We start from the raw sequence: 21,320 nt of genomic DNA on the forward strand, positions 1-21,320 counted from the left end.
TGCAGGAAACCGACTTATATATTTCTGGCATGTTTTAAGCTCCTCTATCGGCGAAACAGAGAGATAAATGAAAACATGATTACAAATATACCGAATATAAAAAGAGCTGAACTGCCATTGGCTATAGGCCAGATGAAGAATGATACAACAAATGATGTACAGTTCAATCAGCTGGTGCATGATCTGAAAAGTCCGGTTAATTCATTAAAAGGAATTGTCAAATTAGCGCATAATCAAATAGAAGATGAACAGGCAAAAGAGTATTTCTATATGATTAACAGGTGTGTAGACAAGCTGGAGGAGAAAATATCAAGCACATTAAATATGTTCCAGAAAGGAAATGATGCAGAAGAAATTGACTTTCAGTTGCTGTTAGATGAGGTAATGGATTCCTTAAGTCACACTGACGGATATGAAGATACCCGGTTCTCAGTTAACATAGAACTGGACGAAGCTTTCTACGGTCCCAGGCCTATTTTAGAATCCATTATGCAAAATCTGTTGGAAAATGCCATTAAGTATAGATGCAAAGCAAAGGATAGTTGTACCGTGACCCTTGAAATTTCTAACCGCAACAATGGCATAAGGATTAAAGTTACTGACGATGGAATTGGAATAGAACGCAGTAAATTATCGCGTATTTTTGATGCTAATTTTAAATCCATTATGTCAGGAGCAGAAAGTCACGGACTGGGGCTGTTCCTTGTTAAAAAAGCGGTTGAAAAAATGAATGGCTCCATTGATGTGAAAAGTTCGGTAAATATTGGAACATCATTTATAGTGGATCTCCCCAATGCATTAGTCGATAATGTTTCAAGTGTACCGGTAGTGCTTAGGTAAACGCAATATTTCAAATTTATGCGTGATGCTCTGGCACTTCTACAGGTCTTGTTTTGAAGTTCCTGAAACCATCACAAACCAGTTATCGATAAAAATGACGCTTAGTAGCTAATTTGAGATGTTAAGCACCTGAAAATGTAATTTTTTTCTTTCCTTTATCCCGGAGGAAGAAAGCTTATGATTCATTTAAGGGTATATAATCACCACTACGCAAATGACCACCGGATGAGCGATGCCAACGAACAGATTCTCCGGGTTATACTATTCATAGATCAATTAAACAATGAAAATACTTTTGCAGGAGAAGCAAAAGTGATCGTAAAAGCGCGGCCGGAGCTTGAAGAGATAGAAATTGTAGCCTATTCCAAGAATGAAATGTTAAAGCACTATTTAAACAACCGTTTGTCATCCTGCCTGAAAGTAAAATGACCGATAAGTCGGAGTAATTTTTGATGTTTTTAGCTCTTCCATTTCCCTGGTTCAATAAAAATATTCACTAATTATTGAAATACCTTTGATCAATTTACGAATATTCATAGTTTTGCACACCTGAAAATAAAGAGAGGTTTTCAGGTTACTTAATGGCGCTGTGGCCGAGTGGCTAGGCAGAGGTCTGCAAAACCTTCTACAGCGGTTCGAATCCGCTCAGCGCCTCAGGAAAGTGAATTTAGCCTTGATGAACGGAGAGTTTATCAAGGCTTTTTTGTGCAGATCAGAATAAGAGATCCGTCCGGCTCAGGCGTAAACCTGTGGAGTAAACAGACCGGAAACGACGCTCGTAATATAAAGCTCACCACTGGAATCAGTAAACCGCACCTATTTATTTTATCCCGATTTATCAACAGCTTTTGCCGATTGCTTTTAACAACTTTCTGTCAAATACAGAAGCAAAAAGTTCGTGTCTGCCCAGAAATTCCGACTGATCCGGAAATTCTGCCTGCACACCTCATTATTTCATTAAACCCTGGTGAAAAAGCCCAAATTTTTCTAACTCATTGATGACAGGTTTTAGTTTTTCCGCATTTTCTGTCAATCCGTATTCAACCGTAGGTGGTATCGTAGGATAGATTTTTCTGTACACCAGCTTTTCCTCTTCGAGAGCTCTCAGTCTGCTGGTCAACATGGTTGGGGTTATACCATTAACCTCACGTTCCAGCACTTTAAATCTTTTTGGACTGTCTTTGGTCAGAACATAGATAATAGGTAAAGTCCATTTGCCGCCTAATAAAGCAATAGAATAATCTATCGGGCATTTTATTTCAACTTTTTTCATTTGTAATATCTTGATATTCAAAAAGCTATATTTTTTAATACTAGTATAGAAAAATCATACTACTTGTAAAAGTATAGTATTGGGTGTTCCTTTACAACACAAGTGAAGGCAAAATGGATTGTCATCAGTTTATTGGTGTCATGCCAGGCTGATGGAAACACAAAAAACAAGAAAAACGATATGGAAACAATACACACTACAATTGCATCGCTGAAGCAGCAAAGAGAAATGTTTGATGGCCTGGGAAAGATCTATGAAATGGATAGTACAGTAGTCATAAGGCAAAAACAGATAAAGGGTGTGGAAACTTATCTTTTTACACCAAATCATGCCGTAACAGGTAAGCTATTGCTCTATTTCCACGGCGGCTGTTATGCATTGGGAAGTATAGATTCGCATAGAGCAATGCTTACTCACTTCGCCACTCACCTGCAAACCACCATTTTATATGTAGAATATGGGCTAGCCCCTGAAAAGCCTTATCCATTTGGTGTAAACGATGGATTGACAGTGTACAGGGAAGTTATCGGTGGAGATCAGGAAGTTATTTTGATGGGCGATAGTGCAGGAGGAGGCATAGTATTGTCATTGTTGGGCGACCTTCAAAAACTGGACATTGCTCAACCCGAAGGTGTAGTACTTCTTTCGCCATGGCTTGATCTGAAATGTGACAACACCAGCTATCTTACGAATGCAGAAAGTGATCCTATAATAAGTAAAACCAATCTGGAGCCCTATGCACATATCTACGCAGGGGAAAATGATCTGAAGGAGATAAACCCAATAGATCAGCCCTTCAAAACTTTTCCCAAAAACCTGATACTGGTGAGTGAAAGTGAGGTATTATTTGATGACAGTAACTTGCTCCATGGAAAGGTGAAGGAGATTCAACCGGAATCAGGGCTTTCTGTTTTTTCCGGTCAAAGCCATGTATGGCCCTTGACGGATATTAACTCGGAAGCCTCTCAGCGCGCAATGAAAGAAATTAAGGGCTTTTTAGAAGGGCTTGGTAAATAATGTCTTTTTACCGTGAATACAGGGTTGTTGGAAGATTTTTCCAACAACCTTTCCTATACCACTAAAAAAATACTAAAGCATTTCAGCCAAAACTTCGTAAACATTTTGTGCTACTATCTGATGCCCTTCTACGTTTGGGTGTATACCATCTGCAAGATTAAGATTACTGTGACCTGCAACACCTTCCAGTAGAAAAGGGATCAGTGTTGCATTGTTTTTTTCTGCCAGCTCAGGGAAAATGGATTTAAATTCATCGGTATATGTTTTCCCCAGGTTCGGAGGCACCATCATACCGGCAATTATTATTTCTGCCTCGGGGTTTTTCTCTTTTACTTTGTCGATTATCCCCTGGAGGTTTTTTCTTGTTTGATCCAAAGGCAGTCCCCTTAACCCGTCATTTGCACCCAATTCAAGCACAAATACATCTACAGGTTGCCTGAGTATCCAATCGATACGATTTAGCCCTCCGGCAGAGGTTTCTCCACTTAGTCCCGCATTTATTACTTTATAGTTGCGCTTTGCAGCCTGTAGTTTACTTTCTATCAATGCAGGGAAGGCCTGTTCTTTTGATAGCCCGTATCCTGCAGTGATGCTGTCTCCGAAAAATATGATGGTTTTGTTTTGCTGAATAAAACCAAAGCTAACGATGGAAAGCACGATGATGAGAAGGGATATACTATATTTCATATTGTATGTAAATTTTTGCTTCAATCACAAACTTGTTTTTCTTCTGACCGTTTGCCAGTTATAACCATGTAATAACTATTTTAAAACCTGGTTATTATCAATAAATGTAAATTAAGGTACTTTCCGAAATTGTAGCTCAAATTTTACACCAAAAAAATGACCACTTATAAAAAAGGAAAAACTTATTACCTGAATTTACGCTTTACTTAACAGCTTGTTACAAAATACACTATGTCCGATATTTTAGTTGTAGAAAATCTTAAAAAATCCTTTACTACTGGAGATAAATCCCTTACCGTACTTGATGATGTTTCATTTAGCGTTCCCGAAGGAGCGAGTATTTCTATTGTAGGTCCTTCAGGAAGCGGGAAAACGACTCTGCTTGGTTTATGCGCGGGATTGGATGTGTCCACGGCAGGAGCGGTGTCATTAGTAGGGATCAAACTTAATGCGCTGAGTGAGGATGATCGTGCTTATGTAAGAAACAGGCATGTAGGGTTTATTTTTCAAAATTTTCAATTGCTGCCCACCCTTACAGCGCTGGAAAATGTAACGGTACCATTGGAGCTAAGAGGAGAAAAGCTCTACCGCAAGAAAGCTCTTGACTTGCTCGACAGAGTGGGACTTGCAGACAGGGTAGACCATTACCCTTCACAACTATCAGGAGGGGAGCAGCAGCGTGTAGCCATGGCCCGGGCCTTCATAAGCTCACCAAAAATACTTTTTGCCGATGAGCCTACCGGCAATTTGGATGAAGAGACCGCACATAAAGTGACCGAATTGCTTTTTGATATTAACCAATCGGAAGGGACTACTCTTGTGCTGGTTACGCACAACCTTGACCTGGCTGCCCATACCGAGCGTATTTTACAGCTTAGAGGGGGCAAACTGATCTCTGACCAAAAATCGATGAAGGCAATTTAATGGAGTACATAATCAAGATCAAAAAAGAGACTAGAAACCTGTTTAAAGATAAATGGGTATGGAAGATGGCATATCGAGATGCCCGAAAAAACTTTTCCAGGCTATTTCTCTTTATATCATCGATCATCATTGGTATAGCCGCACTGGTTTCTATCAACTCTTTTAATATCAATCTGCAACGAAGTATAGATGAACAGGCCAAAGATTTGCTTGGAGCTGACCTTGTAGTCAATGCCAATAATAAATTTGAAGAAGATCTACAGGCTATATTTGACTCCATACCCGGAGAGCAGGCTACCGAAGCCACTACTGCTTCTATGGCTATGTTCATGACCAGCACTCCGGGAACCAGGCTGATCAGGATCGTGGCGCTGGAAGGTGATTTTCCATTTTATGGCGAACTGGTGACTTCTCCGGAAGATGCTTACGAGATGATGAAGACAGGGCCCTACGCTATGGTTGATGAAAACCTGGCGAGCCATTATGATGTGAGCTCCGAAGATTCAATACGCCTTGGTAATATGGTATTTAAAGTTGCCGGTGAAGTAAGTAAGATACCCGGCGGCGGCGGTATTCAGGCTACTTTTACACCATCAGTTTATATATCCATGGATTATCTGGATAGTACGGGTCTCGTGCAGTTCGGAAGCCGTGTAAACTATAAGCAATATTTTAAATTGAGCAACGACGAGCAGGTAGAATCTGCTGTAAGCCAGGTAAAACCACTCGTAAAAAGATATGGACACTCCTCCGAAACTGTAGAAGACCGGAAAAACAATCTGGGAGAGGGGTTCGAAAACCTCTATCGCTTTTTTAACCTGCTGGCATTTGTCGCTCTTATTCTGGGGTGTATTGGTGTTGCCAGCTCCGTACATATCTATGTAAGAGAAAAGCGTGAAATGGTAGCTGTTTTGAGGTGTATAGGCACATCAGGCTGGCAGGCATTTAACATTTTCTTTATTCAAACAGTAATATTGGGTGTTATCGGGAGTGTGCTTGGTGTGTTGTTGGGGCTGGGGATCCAATTTGCCCTACCTGCTTTACTTAAAGAATTTATTCCTCTTGATCTTGACCTGCATATTGCCTGGAGTGCCATCCTGGAAGGCGTACTGCTCGGATTAATGATTTCACTGCTATTTTCCGTTTTACCTTTGGTTGCCGTACGCTTCGTGCCACCACTTTCCGTATTGAGGACTAACTATGAACCCCTGAGGACTTTTTCCAAAGTAAGAATACTCGTAGTTGTGCTGATCATACTTTTCCCTTTAGCTTTTGCTACCTATCAAAGTGGAAGCTTTATTATTGGAGGGGCTTTTTTTGGAGGGCTTTTGCTGGCATTCGGTTGCCTGGCACTGGTAGCGAACCTTTTGATGAAAGTGGTAAAGAGGTTTTTCCCGCAAAACTGGAGTTTTATATGGCGACAGAGTTTGGCGAACCTGTTCAGGCCCAATAATCAGACTTTAGTATTGGTTGTGGTAATAGGGCTGGGCGCTTTCCTGATCGCTACACTTAATATTGTTCAAAACAGCCTGCTCAACCAGGTAGAGTTTGTAGGCAAAGAAAACCAGTCTAACACTATATTGTTTGACATTCAGCCACAGCAAAAGGAAGGTGTGATACAACTCACCCGCGATAATGATCTGCCCGTACAGCAGGTTGTACCCATTATTACGTGCAGGCTCAGCCGTGTGGCAGGCAAAACTATCACTGAGATACAAAATGATACTACTGATGCTATTCCTAACTGGGCGATAACCAGAGAGTATAGAGTTACCTACAGGGATACCTTAACGGCTTCCGAAACCATGGAAAAGGGCGTTGTACAACACATCTCCAATGATTCCATTTATGTAACAATATCTTCAGGTATGCAGGAAAACCTTCAGGTAGATGTAGGAGATTCCATTGTTTTTGATATCCAGGGAATACCAGTCACCACTTATATTTCAGGCATAAGAGACGTTGAGTGGCCTAAAGATCCTCCTAACTTTATTTTTGTATTTCCGACAGGTGTACTTGAAGAGGCTCCGCAGATATTTGTACTTACCACCAGAATTGATGAAAAAGTGGAAGCTAATAGCTACCAAAGAGAGCTTGTATCACTTTTTCCTAATGTATCTCTGATCGATCTCAGGCTGGTACTTGCCACAATCGATGAGTTCTTTGATAAGGTATCGTTTATTATACAGTTTATGGCACTATTCAGTATCATGACGGGACTTGTAGTGCTGGCCGGCGCTGTCATCAACAGCAAATACCTGAGACTAAAGGAAAATGTACTGTTGAGGACCATCGGGGCAGTGAGGAAGCAGATATGGGGCATGACCATACTGGAATACGGATATCTGGGCTTTTTTGCAGGTTTTACAGGTATCAGCTTATCCGTACTCAGTGGCTGGGCATTGTCTATTTACTTCTTCGAAGTAGTTTTCCTGCCCGACATTGCCAACCTTTTGCTGATCTGGCTTGGTATTATGACGCTGACTATACTGGTGGGATGGTTTAATACCAGAGATGTAATTAACCGTTCTCCACTGGAAGTACTCAGAAAAGAGGGATAGAATTATTATCTTTAAAATCAGTGTGGTGACATCTTTTACAAATGATGTTGCTATTACTTAGACTTTTTTTGATGATGAAACTATTCCGACTCCTTTTAGTGTGTATTATAGCTGCATTATGTTTTACCGAAGCCAGTGGTTCGGGAGACCCTGCTTTGAAATTTATAGAGAATAAGGGCCAGTGGGCTGATGGTGCCCTTTTTGGTGCGGATATTCCGGGGGGAAACGTTTATATCAGCAAGTCAGGATTTACCTATGTGTTTTATGATACCGAAGCCCTGCATAGAAGGCACGAAGGGTACGAAAAGCAGGAAGGGTATTTGCCTGCCGGAGCGATGTACGAGCAAAGCAGTGATGAAAATACACTGGGAATACATATATTCAATGCACAATTCTTAGAGGCTCAAGTTTCGGGAGTAAGGTCGGAAAATCCCGTGGCAACTTCATATAATTACTTCTATGGCGATAATCCTGAGGCATGGGTGAGCAATGCCCGCGGATTTGGCAAAGTATTCTTAGAGCAGCTTTATGATCAGGTAGACCTGGTCACCTACTCCTCCGGCTTCAACATGAAATACGACATCCTGGTCAGAGAAGGAGGGGATACTGATGATATTAAAATCGAGTATACAGGTTTGGATAATATCTATCTTCAGGACGGTAGTCTTCACTTGCAGACATCAGTTAATGAAGTACAGGAATATAAGCCGTTTGCCTATCAAATAATAAACGGCAGACAGCAGCAGGTAGCATGTGAATACGTGCTCGACGGTAATGTGCTGAGCTACAACTTCCCTTCAGGTTACAACCCCTGCTATGATCTGGTAATTGATCCTATCCTCATATTTTCTACCTATTCAGGATCGCCTGCCGATAACTGGGGCAATACGGCTACTTTCGGGGAACGAGGAAAGCTTTATTCAGGAGGCATTACTAACCATTTCAGGAATGGAGCATATCTGGGTGAATTTCCGGCTACTGCCGGAGCTTACCAGACTTCATGGGCCGGCGTATGGGATATCGCCATTTTAAAGTATGATTCAGGAGGTACACAACTGGAATATGCGACATACCTGGGAGGCAGCAATTCCGAAGTTCCGTTAAGTCTGATCATGAATAAAGATGAGGAACTCATTATTTTCGGTATTACCAATTCTACAGATTTCCCTGTTTCTTCTGACGCATATCAGCAGGCTTTTGGAGGCGGAACGATCATTAATACTATTTTAGGCATGGCGTTTACCAATGGTTCTGATATGTTTATTGCTAAATTGAGCAAAGATGGAAGCTCATTGACCGGGAGTACATACTTTGGAGGGTCGGGCAATGACGGCCTGAACGCCACCGGCGGCGAACTTACCCGAAACTATGGAGACCAGCAGAGAGGGGAAGTATTCATTGATGATAACGACGATATTTATATTACCGGAAGTACAGCATCTGTTGATCTTTTTTTAGATACCGGAATACCCTCGTTTGAACGCAACTTCGGAGGTGGTGTTACAGATGCAGTGATAGCCAAATTTAGTGGAGACCTGACATCCTTATTATGGGGAGGATACCTTGGAGGTAGTTCAGATGATGCAGGATTTGCCATTAAAGTAGATAAAAACCACAACGTATATGCCGCCGGAGGGACGGAAAGCAGTGATTTCCCTGCTGCAGCTGACGGGCTTGACGGTACTTATAACGGAGCAGTGGATGGCTGGGTAGGGCTTATTGCGCACACGGGAGATTCTGTAGTGACAACCGCTTTTCTGGGTACTAATGATTATGACCAGGCGTATTTCCTGGATCTGGATGTAGATGAGGACGTTTATATCCTTGGTCAAACCAGGGGTGATTATCCTGTGTCGCCGGGAGTTTATAATAATCCCGGGGCCGGGCAGTTCATTCATAAGCTGAGTAATGACCTTAGCCAAACTATTTTTTCCACTACATTTGGCTCCACCGGGCGTGGTGAACCCAACATTTCGCCTACTGCTTTTCTGGTTAACGATTGTAATAATCTTTATGTAGCGGGGTGGGGTAACAATTCGGGCAATTTTTCAGGAACGGGGTATATGAACCTTTCCACATTAGGTTTACCGACCACGTCAGATGCTATAAGAAGAAATACCGATGGCCAGGACTTTTACCTGATGGTGCTGGATGCTGATGCTACCTCGTTGTTGTACGCCACTTTTTTCGGAGGTTCTGCAGCCGCGATCCATGTGGATGGAGGTACAAGTCGTTTCGATAAAAGAGGCATAGTGTACCACTCCGTGTGTGCAAGTTGTTTCGGAGGTTCATCATTTCCTACTACCGACGGCGCGTGGTCGCAGGTAAATGGGGCAAATGGTGGTTGTAATAATGCTGCCTTTAAATTTGACCTGGCATCGCTGAGGGCCAGAATACAAACCAATTCGGTAACACTCGATCAACCTGGCCTGCAACATGTTTGTATGCCGGACGACATAGTATTTCAAAATCTTAGCATAGGGGGTAAAACATACGAGTGGACATTTGGTGATGGCACCGGTACCACCAGGACTGACACAGCTTACATAATTCATAACTATAAAGCCCCGGGTAGCTACAATATTGTACTCAGAGCAATAGACGATGATACATGCATAGGTGAAGATATTGCAACAACTAGTGTAACAGTATCCCAGCCCATGTTCACCACCAGTGACGACGCTCAGCTGTGCTATGGCGATGAGCTTACATTAATGGCAACTGGTGGAGCCTCTTACCAGTGGATTAGTGCTGACAGTACTTTTTTCTCCACTGAAAGAACACCGGTGGTATCACCAGGAGAAAACACAACCTATTATGTAACGATGACAGATACCAACGGATGCGACGGAGGAGACACGGTTTTTGTCGAAGTAATACCGCAGGTTGTGATTGACTTTGAGTATGAAAAGCTACACGATTGCTTTTCAAGGCCACCGGTTAGGTTTATCAATAAAAGTGGTGAAGGAGACTCTTTTCGCTGGGTATTGGGAGACGGTAATACCTCGGAAGAAAGTGAGTTTATCTATGAATACGAAAACGACGGGAATTACAATGTAACCCTGATGGGAACAAGGGAGTTCTGCGTGTATGAAAAAAGTGCGAGTATCTCTATGCGGACCCTCAGAATACCCAATGTGCTGACACCAGGAGTGAAGGACCATAATGATACTTTTGTAATAGAATCGGATACCCGTGTACATCTGAAGATTTTCAACCGTTGGGGCAAACTTTTATATGAAGATGATAACTACAGCAATACTTGGGAAGGTGAAGAACACACTTCCGGTGTGTACTACTATGAGGCCGAGGTAGCTGAGGAGACCGTTTGTAAGGGGTGGGTACACCTCTTAAAATAGTGCATACCTTTCACTTAGAAAATCAACCACAGAATAACCAGTGTGCAAAGGAATATGATAACCGCAATGATGTCTTTATGAATTTTCATAGTTTGGATTTTCTTGCCAGGCTCTCTATGCCGTTGATAACTCTTCTGGGGATGTTGTAATAAAGCGTGACGATAAGCACCACTGACATCAGCCATATTACGCCTATGTTGAAATATAAAGTATCAAAAGTACTTCCCATAATGTGTTTTTTCGGTACATAAAATTGAGACCTGTAATCCAACAGATGTTTAGGTTCGGGGTCTTTATAGATGGGAAATATCTTTTGTACCAGCTCGCCGTGAGCCTCCAGTATTCTATGCGGTTCGTTTTGGTTTTTCACGATCTCGGCGATAGTTTCATTGCGATATCGGTCTTTTAGCCTTTCAAACGCTTCTCGCTCTTCCTGTGTCTCAGTCATGCCCACTATCAGTTTATCTTTGGCCTGGTCAGCTTTATTATACCGGGCTACATAGAATGACCGTAGCTTTTCCAGAAACTCATAAGACTTGCGATAGGCCGTTGAATCAAACTTTTCAGGTGTCAGCAGCTCAATGTTTTCAAACTTATCATTACCCACCAACCGGAGTTCCTTTTCTATTTCAGATCTTAAAATCTGCAGGTTTTCGGTAATATTCTCACTCACTTCCGGCGAGTCTTTCCTGAAGTTATTCAGACTATACTCAAGCTTGGTTTCCAGCGTAGGGATATAGTAGATCTTTTTGTAGTCAGACTCTGCCATTACCTTTTCGTAAGGATAAAACATTTCCTCATATTCATTGTCTTTAAACTGCGAAACCATAGCTGCTTCAAATGCCCAGCGCGAAGCCATAAGGTCACCCACAAGCGGTACTTCGCCGGTGCTGCTCAGGTCCGGGTTAAGTTTATCAAACCGGACAACCACGCCACTTAAGACCAGTTGTGGTATAAGCAAAATAGGGATCATGATATAGATCGTTACAGCAGAGTTGAACGCTGATGAAATGTTCAGCCCCATGATATTGGCCAGGCAGGAAGTGGAAAATAAAATAGCCCAGTGTATGATGAACATATTGTCGATCTGGAGGATCGAGTTCCCCACAACTACGAAAGTGAAGGTCTGAATGGCAGACAGTGTAAATAAGATAGCAATTTTTGATGAAATATAACTGCCTCTGCTCAAGTGTAGAAAAGCCTCCCGCTTTAATATCTTCTGGTCGCGAATAATCTCTTCTGCACTTACAGTAAGCCCCATAAACAGCGCCACTATTACGCTCATAAATAAATAGGCCGGTATGTTAGGGTTTTTGCTGAAAAAATATGCAGGGTCTTCGGAGTGGTATGTGTTATAATACCTGACTATATAAGCCAAAATTAGGGCCAAAAGCGGAGCTTCCAGCAGGTTAATGATCAGGTATTGTTTATTACTTAACTTTGAGAGCAGGTCTCGTGTAGTGAAAAGCTTCAACTGCTTTAGGCGGTCAGGAATATTGAGCGTTGACTCAGGGGCAGAAGTTACCTTTCCGATCTTGGGTATGGAAGTTTTTTCCAGAAAAAATTGGTTCCATTGCTCCGGAGATACCTTTCTTTCATTAGTGAAATTACCGTATTCGTTGATTACCTTGGTCTCAATAATGTTGAATATTTGTTCGGGGTTTACATTGCCGCATTCATGGCATTCACCCTGGTCGCTGTTGATCAGGTTGATGATTTCTTTGAAATATACAACGGCTTCAATCGGATTGCCATAGTAGATCTGATAGCCGCCGGTATCAAGGATTACCAGCTTGTCGAACATCTTAAAGATGTCGGATGATGGCTGATGAATAACAACAAATATTAACTTACCCTTCAATGAGAGCTCTTTGAGAAGGTCCATAATATTCTCAGAGTCTCTGGACGATAAGCCTGAGGTGGGCTCATCTACAAAAAGGATGGAAGGCTCTCTCAGCAACTCCAGGCCAATGTTCAGACGCTTTCTCTGGCCCCCGCTGATTGTTTTTTCCAATGGTGAACCTACTTTCAGATCTTTGGTTTCGTACAGGCCGAGGTTGTTGAGCGTTTTGATAACGAGCTCTTTGATTTCTTCATCCTTAAGCTGGTCAAAGCACAGTCTGGCAGCATAATACAGGTTTTCATAAACCGTCAGCTCTTCTATCAGCAGGTCATCCTGCGGCACGAAACCAATAACACCTTTTATCAGGCTTTCCTGCCTGTGAATGTCAATGTTATTAATGAGTACCTGTCCTTCGGTCGGTTTGTCGCTCCCATTGAGTACATGGAGCAAAGTTGATTTTCCGGCACCGCTGGCTCCCATAAGGCCGATCAGCTTTCCGGACTCCTCAGCGATATTAATGTTTCTAAGACCAAGTTTACCATTTTTGAACCGGTAGGAGATATCACGGGCCTCAAAGGTAATAGGCCTTTCATTCTCATTTTTGATAAACCTGCTGATGATGTCACCATAGTAGATGGGAGATGTTTTTTCAGCCCTGATAGTGGAGCCAATAGCCAGTACCCATTTTTTGCCCGATTTGAGAGGGACGCCGTTTAAATAAAGGTCTGTTGAACCCTGGTATTTTATGAAATAGGTGTCGGCCTTCTGAAGGTGCAGTATAGCTATAAACCCATTTAATCCTTCCCTTTCCAGGTGTTTAAAGGTTGGGTTATCGTGTTTTTTTGCATCTATGATCAGGATACTTGCAGCATTAAAATCGTCATGAGATTTACCTACTACAAACTTCTTAATGAGGTCTGTTTCCTCTCCGGAGACATTAAATGCTGAGCCTATTGATCTCAGCAACTCTTCCTCTCGCTGAGAGATGTGTCCATCCGCGAGTATGATACCCATAAGCTCCAGAATAATAACCACCTTTTGCTTTTGAGTGAGCTCCTCATTGATTCGCATGCATATACCTTCTATCCGGCGCTGCTCTTCTTCCAGATCAATGGTGTCATCAATAATAATTGAATCGCTATATTCGTCAAACTCCCTGAGAAATTGAGGAACGGCATTTTTATTGAGGTGATCGACTAAAAATGCTTCGATTTGATCTCTTTCCTGATCGGTAACTTCATCCTCTTTTGCAACTATGGCAAAAAGCTGAATAATGGCTTTTAGTAACGGTTCACTCATGAGAGATGGTTAAGCTGTAGTAATAGACAATTCACTAATTTAGCGTTTTGAAGGAATAAAAAAAGGGATTGAATTAAATTCAATCCCCTCCGTATCATCTTTAACGCCTTGTACTTATTCAACAATAGAGCCTCTGATAGCAGATACTTTAGAAGTAATGTTTCCTAAAGTTTTATCTGTCAGTACCAGGTCAGCACGCTGATTTTGTATTTGTTCTTCAATATTTAGCGCATCATAATCTTTTTGCAACTCGCGCAGGTCTTTCAGAAGAGTGTCAATGGGAGCTGTGTTCTCAACAGTACCCAGCATTTCAACCAGATCGTCAAGCGATTTTTCCTGCTCAAGTACTACTCTGATAAGCGGAGTTAAAACAAGGTTTCTGCTGTCATCAGGCAGAATGTCTTTTGGATAAGTTTTGATCAGCGCAGTTGAAATATAAAGTCCTTCAACAAAGCTTCCTGTAATGATCAGGGCTGCAAGCTTGTTACGGTCATCATCTTTAAGGTATGACTCGGTTTTGTTGATAGTTTCATTCAAAAGATAAGATAATGAATCTTTCCTGGATAGGTTACTTTCGAATCTTCTGATCAGTTCAGCGTCAAATGCACCAGTAACTCCCAGATTATCACCAAGTTTTTTGGCTGAGCTCATGTATGTAAGTGCTTCCTGCACTTTATCATATGAAACCAGATAGCCTATGTCTGCTGCATAAACACCAAGGTTCAGAGCGGCTTTATCGTTTCGGGAAGCATACTGGTCGGCCTTAGTGTTGTCATTGATCAATGACTGGTTAAATTCAGCGCCGGTAGCCTCCAAAAGGAAGGGTATTTCTGAAGGAGAAGGTATTTCGTAAATCACTTCCTGTATCTGCTCTTTCAAGTCATTTTCGGCCTGCTCAAACTCTTCAGAGGAATCAGTTTGTTCCTCATTTGTTTTTGAACCACAGGCAAACATGCCAAAAAGTAAAAGGAAGGATAAACAGATTGATCCTATAGATTTATAAGTCATAGTTTTCATGGTTAAATTATGATTCTCCAATTTTAAGATATTTTTTTTGCGAATAAAACATAAAGATTCATTTTTTGATGACTGTTTCGCATAGAAATTATTGATAATGAAGACTTGAGATGGCGCTGCGATGGATTTGTTTTGGTATAATTTTGATAATATTTTAAAAAGTTTTATTAAAGAGTGAAAATTATTCGCACTGTACATTGTTTTCACGCCAGTGAATAACTATTATAGCTAATCATTTTTTGAGCTAATGAGTTCTGCGGGACAGATGAATAGAGAGTGCGCTGATATTGTCATGCTGATAGATGACAATGAAATAGATTTATTTATTAATCAAAAGGTAATAGAGCTTTGCCGTTTTACCAGAAGGATAATTACGTACCACTCTGGAAGGGAAGCTTTGGAATACCTGCTTTCCGCTACTGAAGCAGATATCCCTGACCTTATATTCCTTGACCTGAATATGCCATTGATTGATGGGTTCAGGTTCCTCTACGAGTTTTCAACATTTCCGGATCATGTCCGAAATAAGGCTTCCGTCATTGTACTAACCAGCTCTGACAATATGCGGGACAAAGAAAAGATAGAAGTAAATGCGGATGTAATAAAATTCCTTTCCAAACCCCTTAACGACCAGAAGTTAGAGCAGATCAGAGTGTTGCTGGAAAACCAGCCCAGTACCTGAAGCGGCTATTGTTTTACCAACTCCATTTTTAATATTATATCCACCTTTTCACCTACTATTAGTCCGCCGTTATCAAGTACATCATCCCATTTTAGTCCATACTCGAAGCGGTCTATAGTGCCGGTGGCAGTAAACCCGGCCTTCTTTTTATTATTTATAGATACAATACCACCAAATTCAGCTTCCAGGGTTACGGGTTTGGTAACATCCCTAATGGTCAGGTTTCCCTCGATCAGGAAATTGTTATCCGAGACCTTTTTGAAGCTTGTGCTTTCAAATTTAATCTCAGGATACTTTTCGGCATTGAAGAAATCATCTTCCTTCAGGTGCTTATCCCTTTCCATGTTGTGCGTAGTAATACTGGCAACTTCAATGGTGGCATTAATCTTGGCATCTTCAAAGCCACTTTTCTTAGCGGTCAGCGTTCCGGCGTATGATGTGAAGAAGCCCGTTACCGACGATACAGCCAGATGCGAAACGTCAAATTGAACAGACGAATGCGTAGGATCAATAACCCAGGTGGTTTGGGCCAAACTCACTGAGCTTATAAAGCTGATGATCAATATTATACATGTTTTCTTCATAGGAAGCGTGTTTTAAGGGTTCCGATAGCACTTATAATATAGTAAAATTTTATCAAAGTACCTATAGATGACGGGGTGCTCATTGGCAGCTGGTAACCGGTGTTGGCCAGTTGGTAATTGGTAAAAGCAATAGGCCAAGTAGTGTTTCTGCAAATCACCGGTAGCCCGTAAGCCGTAATCATCAATGTAGATGCCGGTAAATAGCGGGCTGGCCTACTGATGAATACTATCTAACCGTTATTTCAGGATCTGTTTAGCTAAACATGTTAAAATAGTATTATAATAGGGTCAGATAGTGAAAACTTTCGATTTGTCATTGTGCTAATTTGGCTCCTGAAAAAAAGAACTTAAAATTTTACCGTATGAACTTTCAATGGCAAGGGGTATTTCCCGCAGTGACAACTAAATTTACTAAAGACGATCAACTGGACTGGTGGTGGTTTGAAAAGAATATTGAGGCCCAACTTGATGCGGGTGTTGATGGTATTATTTTGGGAGGTACTCTTGGAGAGGCCAGCTCTCTCAGCGACGATGAAAAATATGAACTGACCAGGCGTACGGTATCCATCGTAGGTAGCAGAGTGCCTGTAATTTTGAATATTGCAGAGCAAAGCACCACATTAGCTATACGTGCAGCTGCCAAAGCTAAGGAAAACGGAGCCAGCGGTCTCATGATGTTGCCACCTATGAGGTATAAAGCTACAGACCAGGAAACCGTGGAGTACTTCAAAGCTGTAGCACAATCTACAGACTTGCCAATTATGATCTATAACAACCCTGTTGATTATAAAATTGAAGTGACCATGGATATGTTTGAAGAGCTGGCTTCAGAGGCCAACATTCAGGCTGTTAAAGAATCCACCAGGGACATCAGTAATGTTACCAGAATGATCAACCGTTTTGGAGACAGGTATAAGATCTTGTCTGGCGTTGACACACTTGCATTGGAAAGCCTTTGCATGGGTGCTGACGGCTGGGTGGCAGGTCTTGTATGTGCCTTCCCGAGAGAAACGGTAGCTATATATCGTTTGCAAAAAGCCGGTTATCATGAAGAGGCACTTAAAATATACAGGTGGTTCCTGCCTTTGCTGGAGTTGGATATTAACCCTCAGCTGGTACAGAATATTAAGCTTGCCGAAACCATGGCAGGATTGGGAACAGAAGAAGTGAGATTGCCGCGTATGCCTCTTAATGGAATGGAGCGGGACAGGGTAGTGAAGATTATTGAAGACGGCTTGAATACAAGGCCTGAGCTGCCCGACTATTTTAATATTGAAAAAATAATGAACACGATTTAAAAAAAGAAGCATGGTAGTACAAGGAAAGAACATTATCGGATTCAGTTTATCTGCAGCATCAGATGAGTTTGTTACCTCATTTGACCCGAAGGATGCCAGGCCTATGGAGAAGTTTTATATGGCCACCAATGAAGAAATTGAGGAAACCCTGCAAAAAGCTTCCGAAGCTTTCGGAGTGTATAAGCACTTCTCAGGAAACAGAAGAGCCGATTTTCTGGAGGCTATAGCGGACGAAATACTTGCTCTTGATAATGTACTTGTTCAAACGGCTGTAAAAGAAAGTGGCCTGCCGGAAGCCCGGATTATAGGAGAGCGCGGAAGAACTGTAGGGCAGTTGAGGTTATTTGCCCAGTTGTTGCGAGAAGGCTCCTGGGTTGATGCTACTATAGAAACGGCCCAGCCTGACAGAGAGCCGCTACCTAAGCCAGACATCAGGAAAATGCTTGTACCCGTAGGGCCTGTTGTGGTATTTGCCGCCAGTAACTTTCCATTGGCATTCTCTACGGCAGGTGGAGATACTGCATCGGCACTGGCTGCCGGTAATCCGGTGATTGTTAAAGCGCATATGTCTCACCTGGGTACCAATGAGCTGGTAGCCCGGGCAATCGCCGAAGCAGCTAAAAATACAGGAATGCCCGATGGCGTTTTTTCAAGCCTGAACGGCAGAGGCTCTTCTCTGGGGCAGAAACTGGTAATGCATCCCGTTGTCAAGTCAGTTGGTTTTACAGGTTCCTACACCGGTGGAATGGCATTATATAAGGCAGCAGCCCAAAGAGAAGAGCCTATTCCTGTTTTTGCAGAAATGGGCAGCGTGAATCCGGTGATTCTACTTCCCGGGAAACTAAAGAACTCTGCAAAGGAAACAGCCAAACAATACGCAGGATCAATCACCCTGGGAGTTGGGCAATTCTGTACTAACCCGGGCCTTCTGTTGGGTATCGCCGGAGAGGACCTGAACACCTTTCTTGAGGAACTGGCCAAAGAAATCCGGAACATAGCTCCGGCTACCATGCTTAATGAAGGCATTTGGAAGAGCTATCAAAGCGGAAAGGCCAAGGTACTTGAACAAAACGGTGTAACACTCCTGGGAGCGGCAACGGAGCAGGAAGGCAACCATCTTGGCACAGCAGCTATAGCGCTGGTTTCGGGCGAAGATTTTCTAAGCAACCCCAGCCTCCATGAAGAAGTGTTTGGGCCATTTTCACTGGTGGTCAGATGCACTGACAAAGAGCAATTGCTGGAAGTGATTCAAAGTGCCAAAGGGCAACTCACATCCACTATTATGGCTGAGCCTGATGAACTGAAAGGTCATCATGATATTGTAGAGGCAGCATCAAAAATAGCAGGAAGAGTATTGTTTAACGGCGTGCCGACGGGCGTCGAAGTATGCCATGCCATGCAGCATGGAGGCCCGTTCCCTTCTTCAACGGATAGTAGGTTTACTTCCGTAGGTACAGATGCCATTAAACGTTTTGTAAGGCCTTTGGCTATCCAGGGATTTCCGGAAGAGGCTTTGCCGGATGCACTGAAGAACAGCAATCCGTTGGGTATATGGAGAAAGGTGAATGGAGAATTAACAAGGGACGCTATTAATGGCTAGAAAAACGTTTTTTTGTGTAGATGCCCACACCTGCGGCAATCCGGTAAGGGTGGTGGCTGGTGGAGGGCCGCACCTGGAAGGTGCCAGCATGAGCGAAAAAAGACAACATTTCCTTCAGGAATATGACTGGATCAGGAAAAGCCTCATGTTTGAACCACGAGGACATGATATGATGTCAGGGAGTATATTGTACCCTCCGGCAGACCCGGCTAATGATGCGGGCGTCCTGTTTATAGAGACTTCCGGTTGTCTTCCCATGTGTGGTCATGGTACCATAGGTACTGTTACTATAGCTATTGAAGAGGGGCTGGTTACTCCAAAAGTACCCGGGCAGCTTCGCCTTGAAACCCCGGCCGGCCTGGTGCTGGTAAGCTATATCCGGGAAGGTAAAAAGGTTAAATCCGTAAAGCTGACCAATGTGGCGTCCTTTCTGGAGGCCGAGGGCATTATAGCTGCCTGTCCGGATCTGGGAGAGTTGAAGGTTGATGTGTCATACGGGGGAAATTTCTATGCGATTGTAGACCCTCAGGAAAATTTTAAGGGGGTACAGGCCTATTCGGCAGAGCAACTGATCCAATGGAGCAGAAAGTTGCGGGAGAATATTAATAACAATTTCAAATTTGAACATCCGGATAACCCGACAATCTCCGGGCTTAGCCATATTTTATGGACGGGGGATACGCTGTCTGAGGAATCAACGGCCAGAAATGCAGTTTTTTATGGCGATAAAGCTATAGACCGTTCTCCTTGCGGTACGGGTACATCGGCAAGAATGGCCCAGTGGTATGCCAAAGGGTGGTTAAAAAAGGGCCAGCCTTTTATCCATGAGAGTATCATCGGTTCAAAATTTACAGGCCGGATTGAGGACGAAGTTATTGTGGCGGGTAAAAAGGGCATTATTCCGAGTGTGGAAGGCTGGGCCATGGTTTATGGTTATAACAATATCATTGTAGATGATGATGATCCGTATTCTGCAGGCTTTCAAGTGATTTAATGATGGTAAATTAATGATAAGAAGATGAAAAAGGTTGCCATTATTGGTGGAGGTGTAGTAGGTCTCAGCTCTGCCTATTATCTGTCCGGGTTGGGGTATGAGGTTACGATAGTCAGCGATGACGATCAAAAAGCAGGCTGCTCTTATGGCAATGCCGGAATGATAGTGCCAAGCCATTTCATTCCGCTGGCTGCGCCCGGTATGGTGATGATGGGGTTGAAGTGGATGCTAAAAGCTGACAGCCCATTCCATATTAAGCCACGCTTTAGCAAAGATCTGGTTTCATGGGGCTGGAAATTTTACAAAGCCGCTACACCGGCGAATGTGCAAAAGGCAATGCATGTTCTCAAAGAAATGAATATGGAGAGCCGCAATCTTTACCTTCAACTGGCTGACGAGGAATCCCTTAATTTCTCATTACAAACCAAAGGCCTTTTCATGCTTTGCAAAACCAGTCACGCGCTAAAAGAAGAAAGTGCCGTGGCAGAGCAGGCAAGGCAGTTTGGAATGAAAGCAGAAACACTATCTGCCGCGGAGCTTATGAATATGGAAGATGGTGTGGAGATGGACGTGGAAGGAGGAGTGTACTTTCCAATGGACGCATATATGGTTCCCGGCCTGTTCATGTCGGGCATGAGAGCTCTTCTTGAGATAATGGGTGTAACATTTGTATCAAAAAAGGTTACAGGAATCGATATGCGCGGGAGCAGGATAACGGCTCTACAGGTTTCTGACGAGCTCATAAGGGCTGATGAATTTATAGTTGCAGCGGGAGCCTGGTCGTCCGAATTGTTAAAGGCACTGAGGGTAAACATACCTATGCAGGGAGGTAAAGGGTACAGCGTTATGCTGGATAATCCCCCGATATATCCCGGTATTTGTGCCTTGCTGTCTGAGGCGCGGGTCTCTGTAACGCCTATGAACGGGGCCATCAGGTTTGGCGGAACTATGGAGCTTAACGGAACGGACCGGACCGTTAATAACAAAAGGGTGGGAGGTATTTATAAATCTATACCAAGCTATTATCCGCAATTTAAGGATACCGATTTTCAAAAATCTGATGTTTGGGTGGGGCTAAGGCCCTGCTCTCCGGACGGGCTTCCCTATGTCGGCAGGTTTAAGCATTATGACAACCTGATAGCTGCTACCGGGCATTCTATGATGGGAATGAGCCTTGGACCCATTACCGGAAAACTGGTGTCTCAGATAGTATCCAGGCAAAAGACAGACATTGATATAGCGATACTTAACCCTGATCGCTATAACTGAAAAATGACTTTAAAGAAATTAAAATCCTGGGGTTAGGTTGGCTTAGGGCAAACTTGTTGGAATCGAGAGGTAA

16 protein-coding genes and 1 tRNA gene are annotated in these 21,320 nt (G+C 42.8%); 12 read left to right on the forward strand and 5 right to left on the reverse strand.

Annotation, left to right across the window (positions count from 1 at the left end):
• Positions 1 to 75: 75 nt before the first annotated feature.
• The 3 genes from LVD17_RS17465 to LVD17_RS17475 all read left to right on the forward strand — a co-directional run bounded on the left by LVD17_RS17465 (position 76) and on the right by LVD17_RS17475 (position 1,494).
• Positions 76 to 840 carry a sensor histidine kinase gene (locus tag LVD17_RS17465; protein ID WP_233760301.1) on the forward strand — a complete coding sequence of 255 codons (765 nt, stop codon included), beginning with the start codon at positions 76 to 78 and terminating at the stop codon, positions 838 to 840.
• A gap of 177 nt (positions 841 to 1,017) precedes the next feature.
• Entirely contained in the window at positions 1,018 to 1,269 is a 252-nt protein-coding gene (locus tag LVD17_RS17470; protein ID WP_233760302.1) for a hypothetical protein, read from the forward strand.
• Positions 1,270 to 1,423: 154 nt separating this feature from the next.
• Positions 1,424 to 1,494 (forward strand) — tRNA-Cys (locus LVD17_RS17475).
• 295 nt (positions 1,495 to 1,789) lie between these two features.
• Here LVD17_RS17475 and LVD17_RS17480 read toward each other — a convergent pair.
• Entirely contained in the window at positions 1,790 to 2,113 is a 324-nt protein-coding gene (locus LVD17_RS17480) for a winged helix-turn-helix transcriptional regulator (protein WP_233760303.1), read from the reverse strand.
• Between the two features lie 180 nt (positions 2,114 to 2,293).
• Here LVD17_RS17480 and LVD17_RS17485 point away from each other — a divergent pair, with 180 nt between their 5' ends.
• Entirely contained in the window at positions 2,294 to 3,130 is an 837-nt protein-coding gene (locus LVD17_RS17485; RefSeq protein ID WP_233760304.1) for an alpha/beta hydrolase fold domain-containing protein, read from the forward strand.
• Positions 3,131 to 3,202: 72 nt separating this feature from the next.
• On the opposite strand, the gene LVD17_RS17490 is transcribed toward LVD17_RS17485, so the two are convergent.
• Positions 3,203 to 3,817 (reverse strand): arylesterase, encoded by a 615-nt coding sequence (locus tag LVD17_RS17490; protein WP_233760305.1) that lies wholly within the window; start codon positions 3,815 to 3,817, stop codon positions 3,203 to 3,205.
• 231 nt (positions 3,818 to 4,048) lie between these two features.
• On the opposite strand from LVD17_RS17490, the gene LVD17_RS17495 reads away from it, so the two are divergent.
• The 3 genes from LVD17_RS17495 to LVD17_RS17505 all read left to right on the forward strand — a co-directional run bounded on the left by LVD17_RS17495 (position 4,049) and on the right by LVD17_RS17505 (position 10,661).
• Positions 4,049 to 4,741, forward strand: coding sequence for an ABC transporter ATP-binding protein (locus LVD17_RS17495; RefSeq protein ID WP_233760306.1), 693 nt, complete (start codon positions 4,049 to 4,051; stop codon positions 4,739 to 4,741).
• A complete protein-coding gene (locus LVD17_RS17500; protein ID WP_233760307.1) occupies positions 4,741 to 7,302 on the forward strand; it encodes an ABC transporter permease in 2,562 nt (853 codons plus the stop codon). Before LVD17_RS17495 ends, LVD17_RS17500 begins: the two co-directional genes overlap by 1 nt.
• Positions 7,303 to 7,373: 71 nt before the next feature.
• Complete coding sequence (locus LVD17_RS17505; protein WP_233760308.1) at positions 7,374 to 10,661, forward strand: DUF7948 domain-containing protein; 3,288 nt, start codon at positions 7,374 to 7,376, stop codon at positions 10,659 to 10,661.
• Between the two features lie 85 nt (positions 10,662 to 10,746).
• Here LVD17_RS17505 and LVD17_RS17510 read toward each other — a convergent pair whose 3' ends face one another.
• Positions 10,747 to 13,803, reverse strand: coding sequence for an ATP-binding cassette domain-containing protein (locus tag LVD17_RS17510; RefSeq protein WP_233760309.1), 3,057 nt, complete (start codon positions 13,801 to 13,803; stop codon positions 10,747 to 10,749).
• A gap of 114 nt (positions 13,804 to 13,917) precedes the next feature.
• Complete coding sequence (locus LVD17_RS17515) at positions 13,918 to 14,811, reverse strand: hypothetical protein (RefSeq protein WP_233760310.1); 894 nt, start codon at positions 14,809 to 14,811, stop codon at positions 13,918 to 13,920.
• Between the two features lie 256 nt (positions 14,812 to 15,067).
• Here LVD17_RS17515 and LVD17_RS17520 point away from each other — a divergent pair, with 256 nt between their 5' ends.
• Positions 15,068 to 15,502, forward strand: a complete 435-nt coding sequence (locus LVD17_RS17520) for a response regulator (protein ID WP_233760311.1) — start codon at positions 15,068 to 15,070, stop codon at positions 15,500 to 15,502.
• Positions 15,503 to 15,507: 5 nt separating this feature from the next.
• Here LVD17_RS17520 and LVD17_RS17525 read toward each other — a convergent pair whose 3' ends face one another.
• Positions 15,508 to 16,086 (reverse strand): YceI family protein, encoded by a 579-nt coding sequence (locus LVD17_RS17525; RefSeq protein ID WP_233760312.1) that lies wholly within the window; start codon positions 16,084 to 16,086, stop codon positions 15,508 to 15,510.
• 362 nt (positions 16,087 to 16,448) lie between these two features.
• Here LVD17_RS17525 and LVD17_RS17530 point away from each other — a divergent pair, with 362 nt between their 5' ends.
• From LVD17_RS17530 to LVD17_RS17545, 4 genes are read left to right on the forward strand one after another with little or no spacing between them, the layout of a single operon-like run.
• Positions 16,449 to 17,384 (forward strand): dihydrodipicolinate synthase family protein, encoded by a 936-nt coding sequence (locus LVD17_RS17530; protein ID WP_233760313.1) that lies wholly within the window; start codon positions 16,449 to 16,451, stop codon positions 17,382 to 17,384.
• Positions 17,385 to 17,394: 10 nt separating this feature from the next.
• Positions 17,395 to 18,984 (forward strand): aldehyde dehydrogenase (NADP(+)), encoded by a 1,590-nt coding sequence (locus tag LVD17_RS17535; RefSeq protein WP_233760314.1) that lies wholly within the window; start codon positions 17,395 to 17,397, stop codon positions 18,982 to 18,984.
• A complete protein-coding gene (locus tag LVD17_RS17540) occupies positions 18,977 to 19,978 on the forward strand; it encodes a 4-hydroxyproline epimerase (RefSeq protein ID WP_233760315.1) in 1,002 nt (333 codons plus the stop codon). The genes LVD17_RS17535 and LVD17_RS17540 overlap by 8 nt, the downstream gene beginning before the upstream one ends.
• Positions 19,979 to 20,002: 24 nt before the next feature.
• On the forward strand, positions 20,003 to 21,247 hold the full coding sequence (locus LVD17_RS17545) for an NAD(P)/FAD-dependent oxidoreductase (RefSeq protein WP_233760316.1): 1,245 nt from the start codon (positions 20,003 to 20,005) through the stop codon (positions 21,245 to 21,247).
• The last annotated feature ends 73 nt before the right edge of the window (positions 21,248 to 21,320 follow it).

The organism is Fulvivirga ulvae (assembly GCF_021389975.1).
Lineage (GTDB): Bacteria > Bacteroidota > Bacteroidia > Cytophagales > Cyclobacteriaceae > Fulvivirga > Fulvivirga ulvae.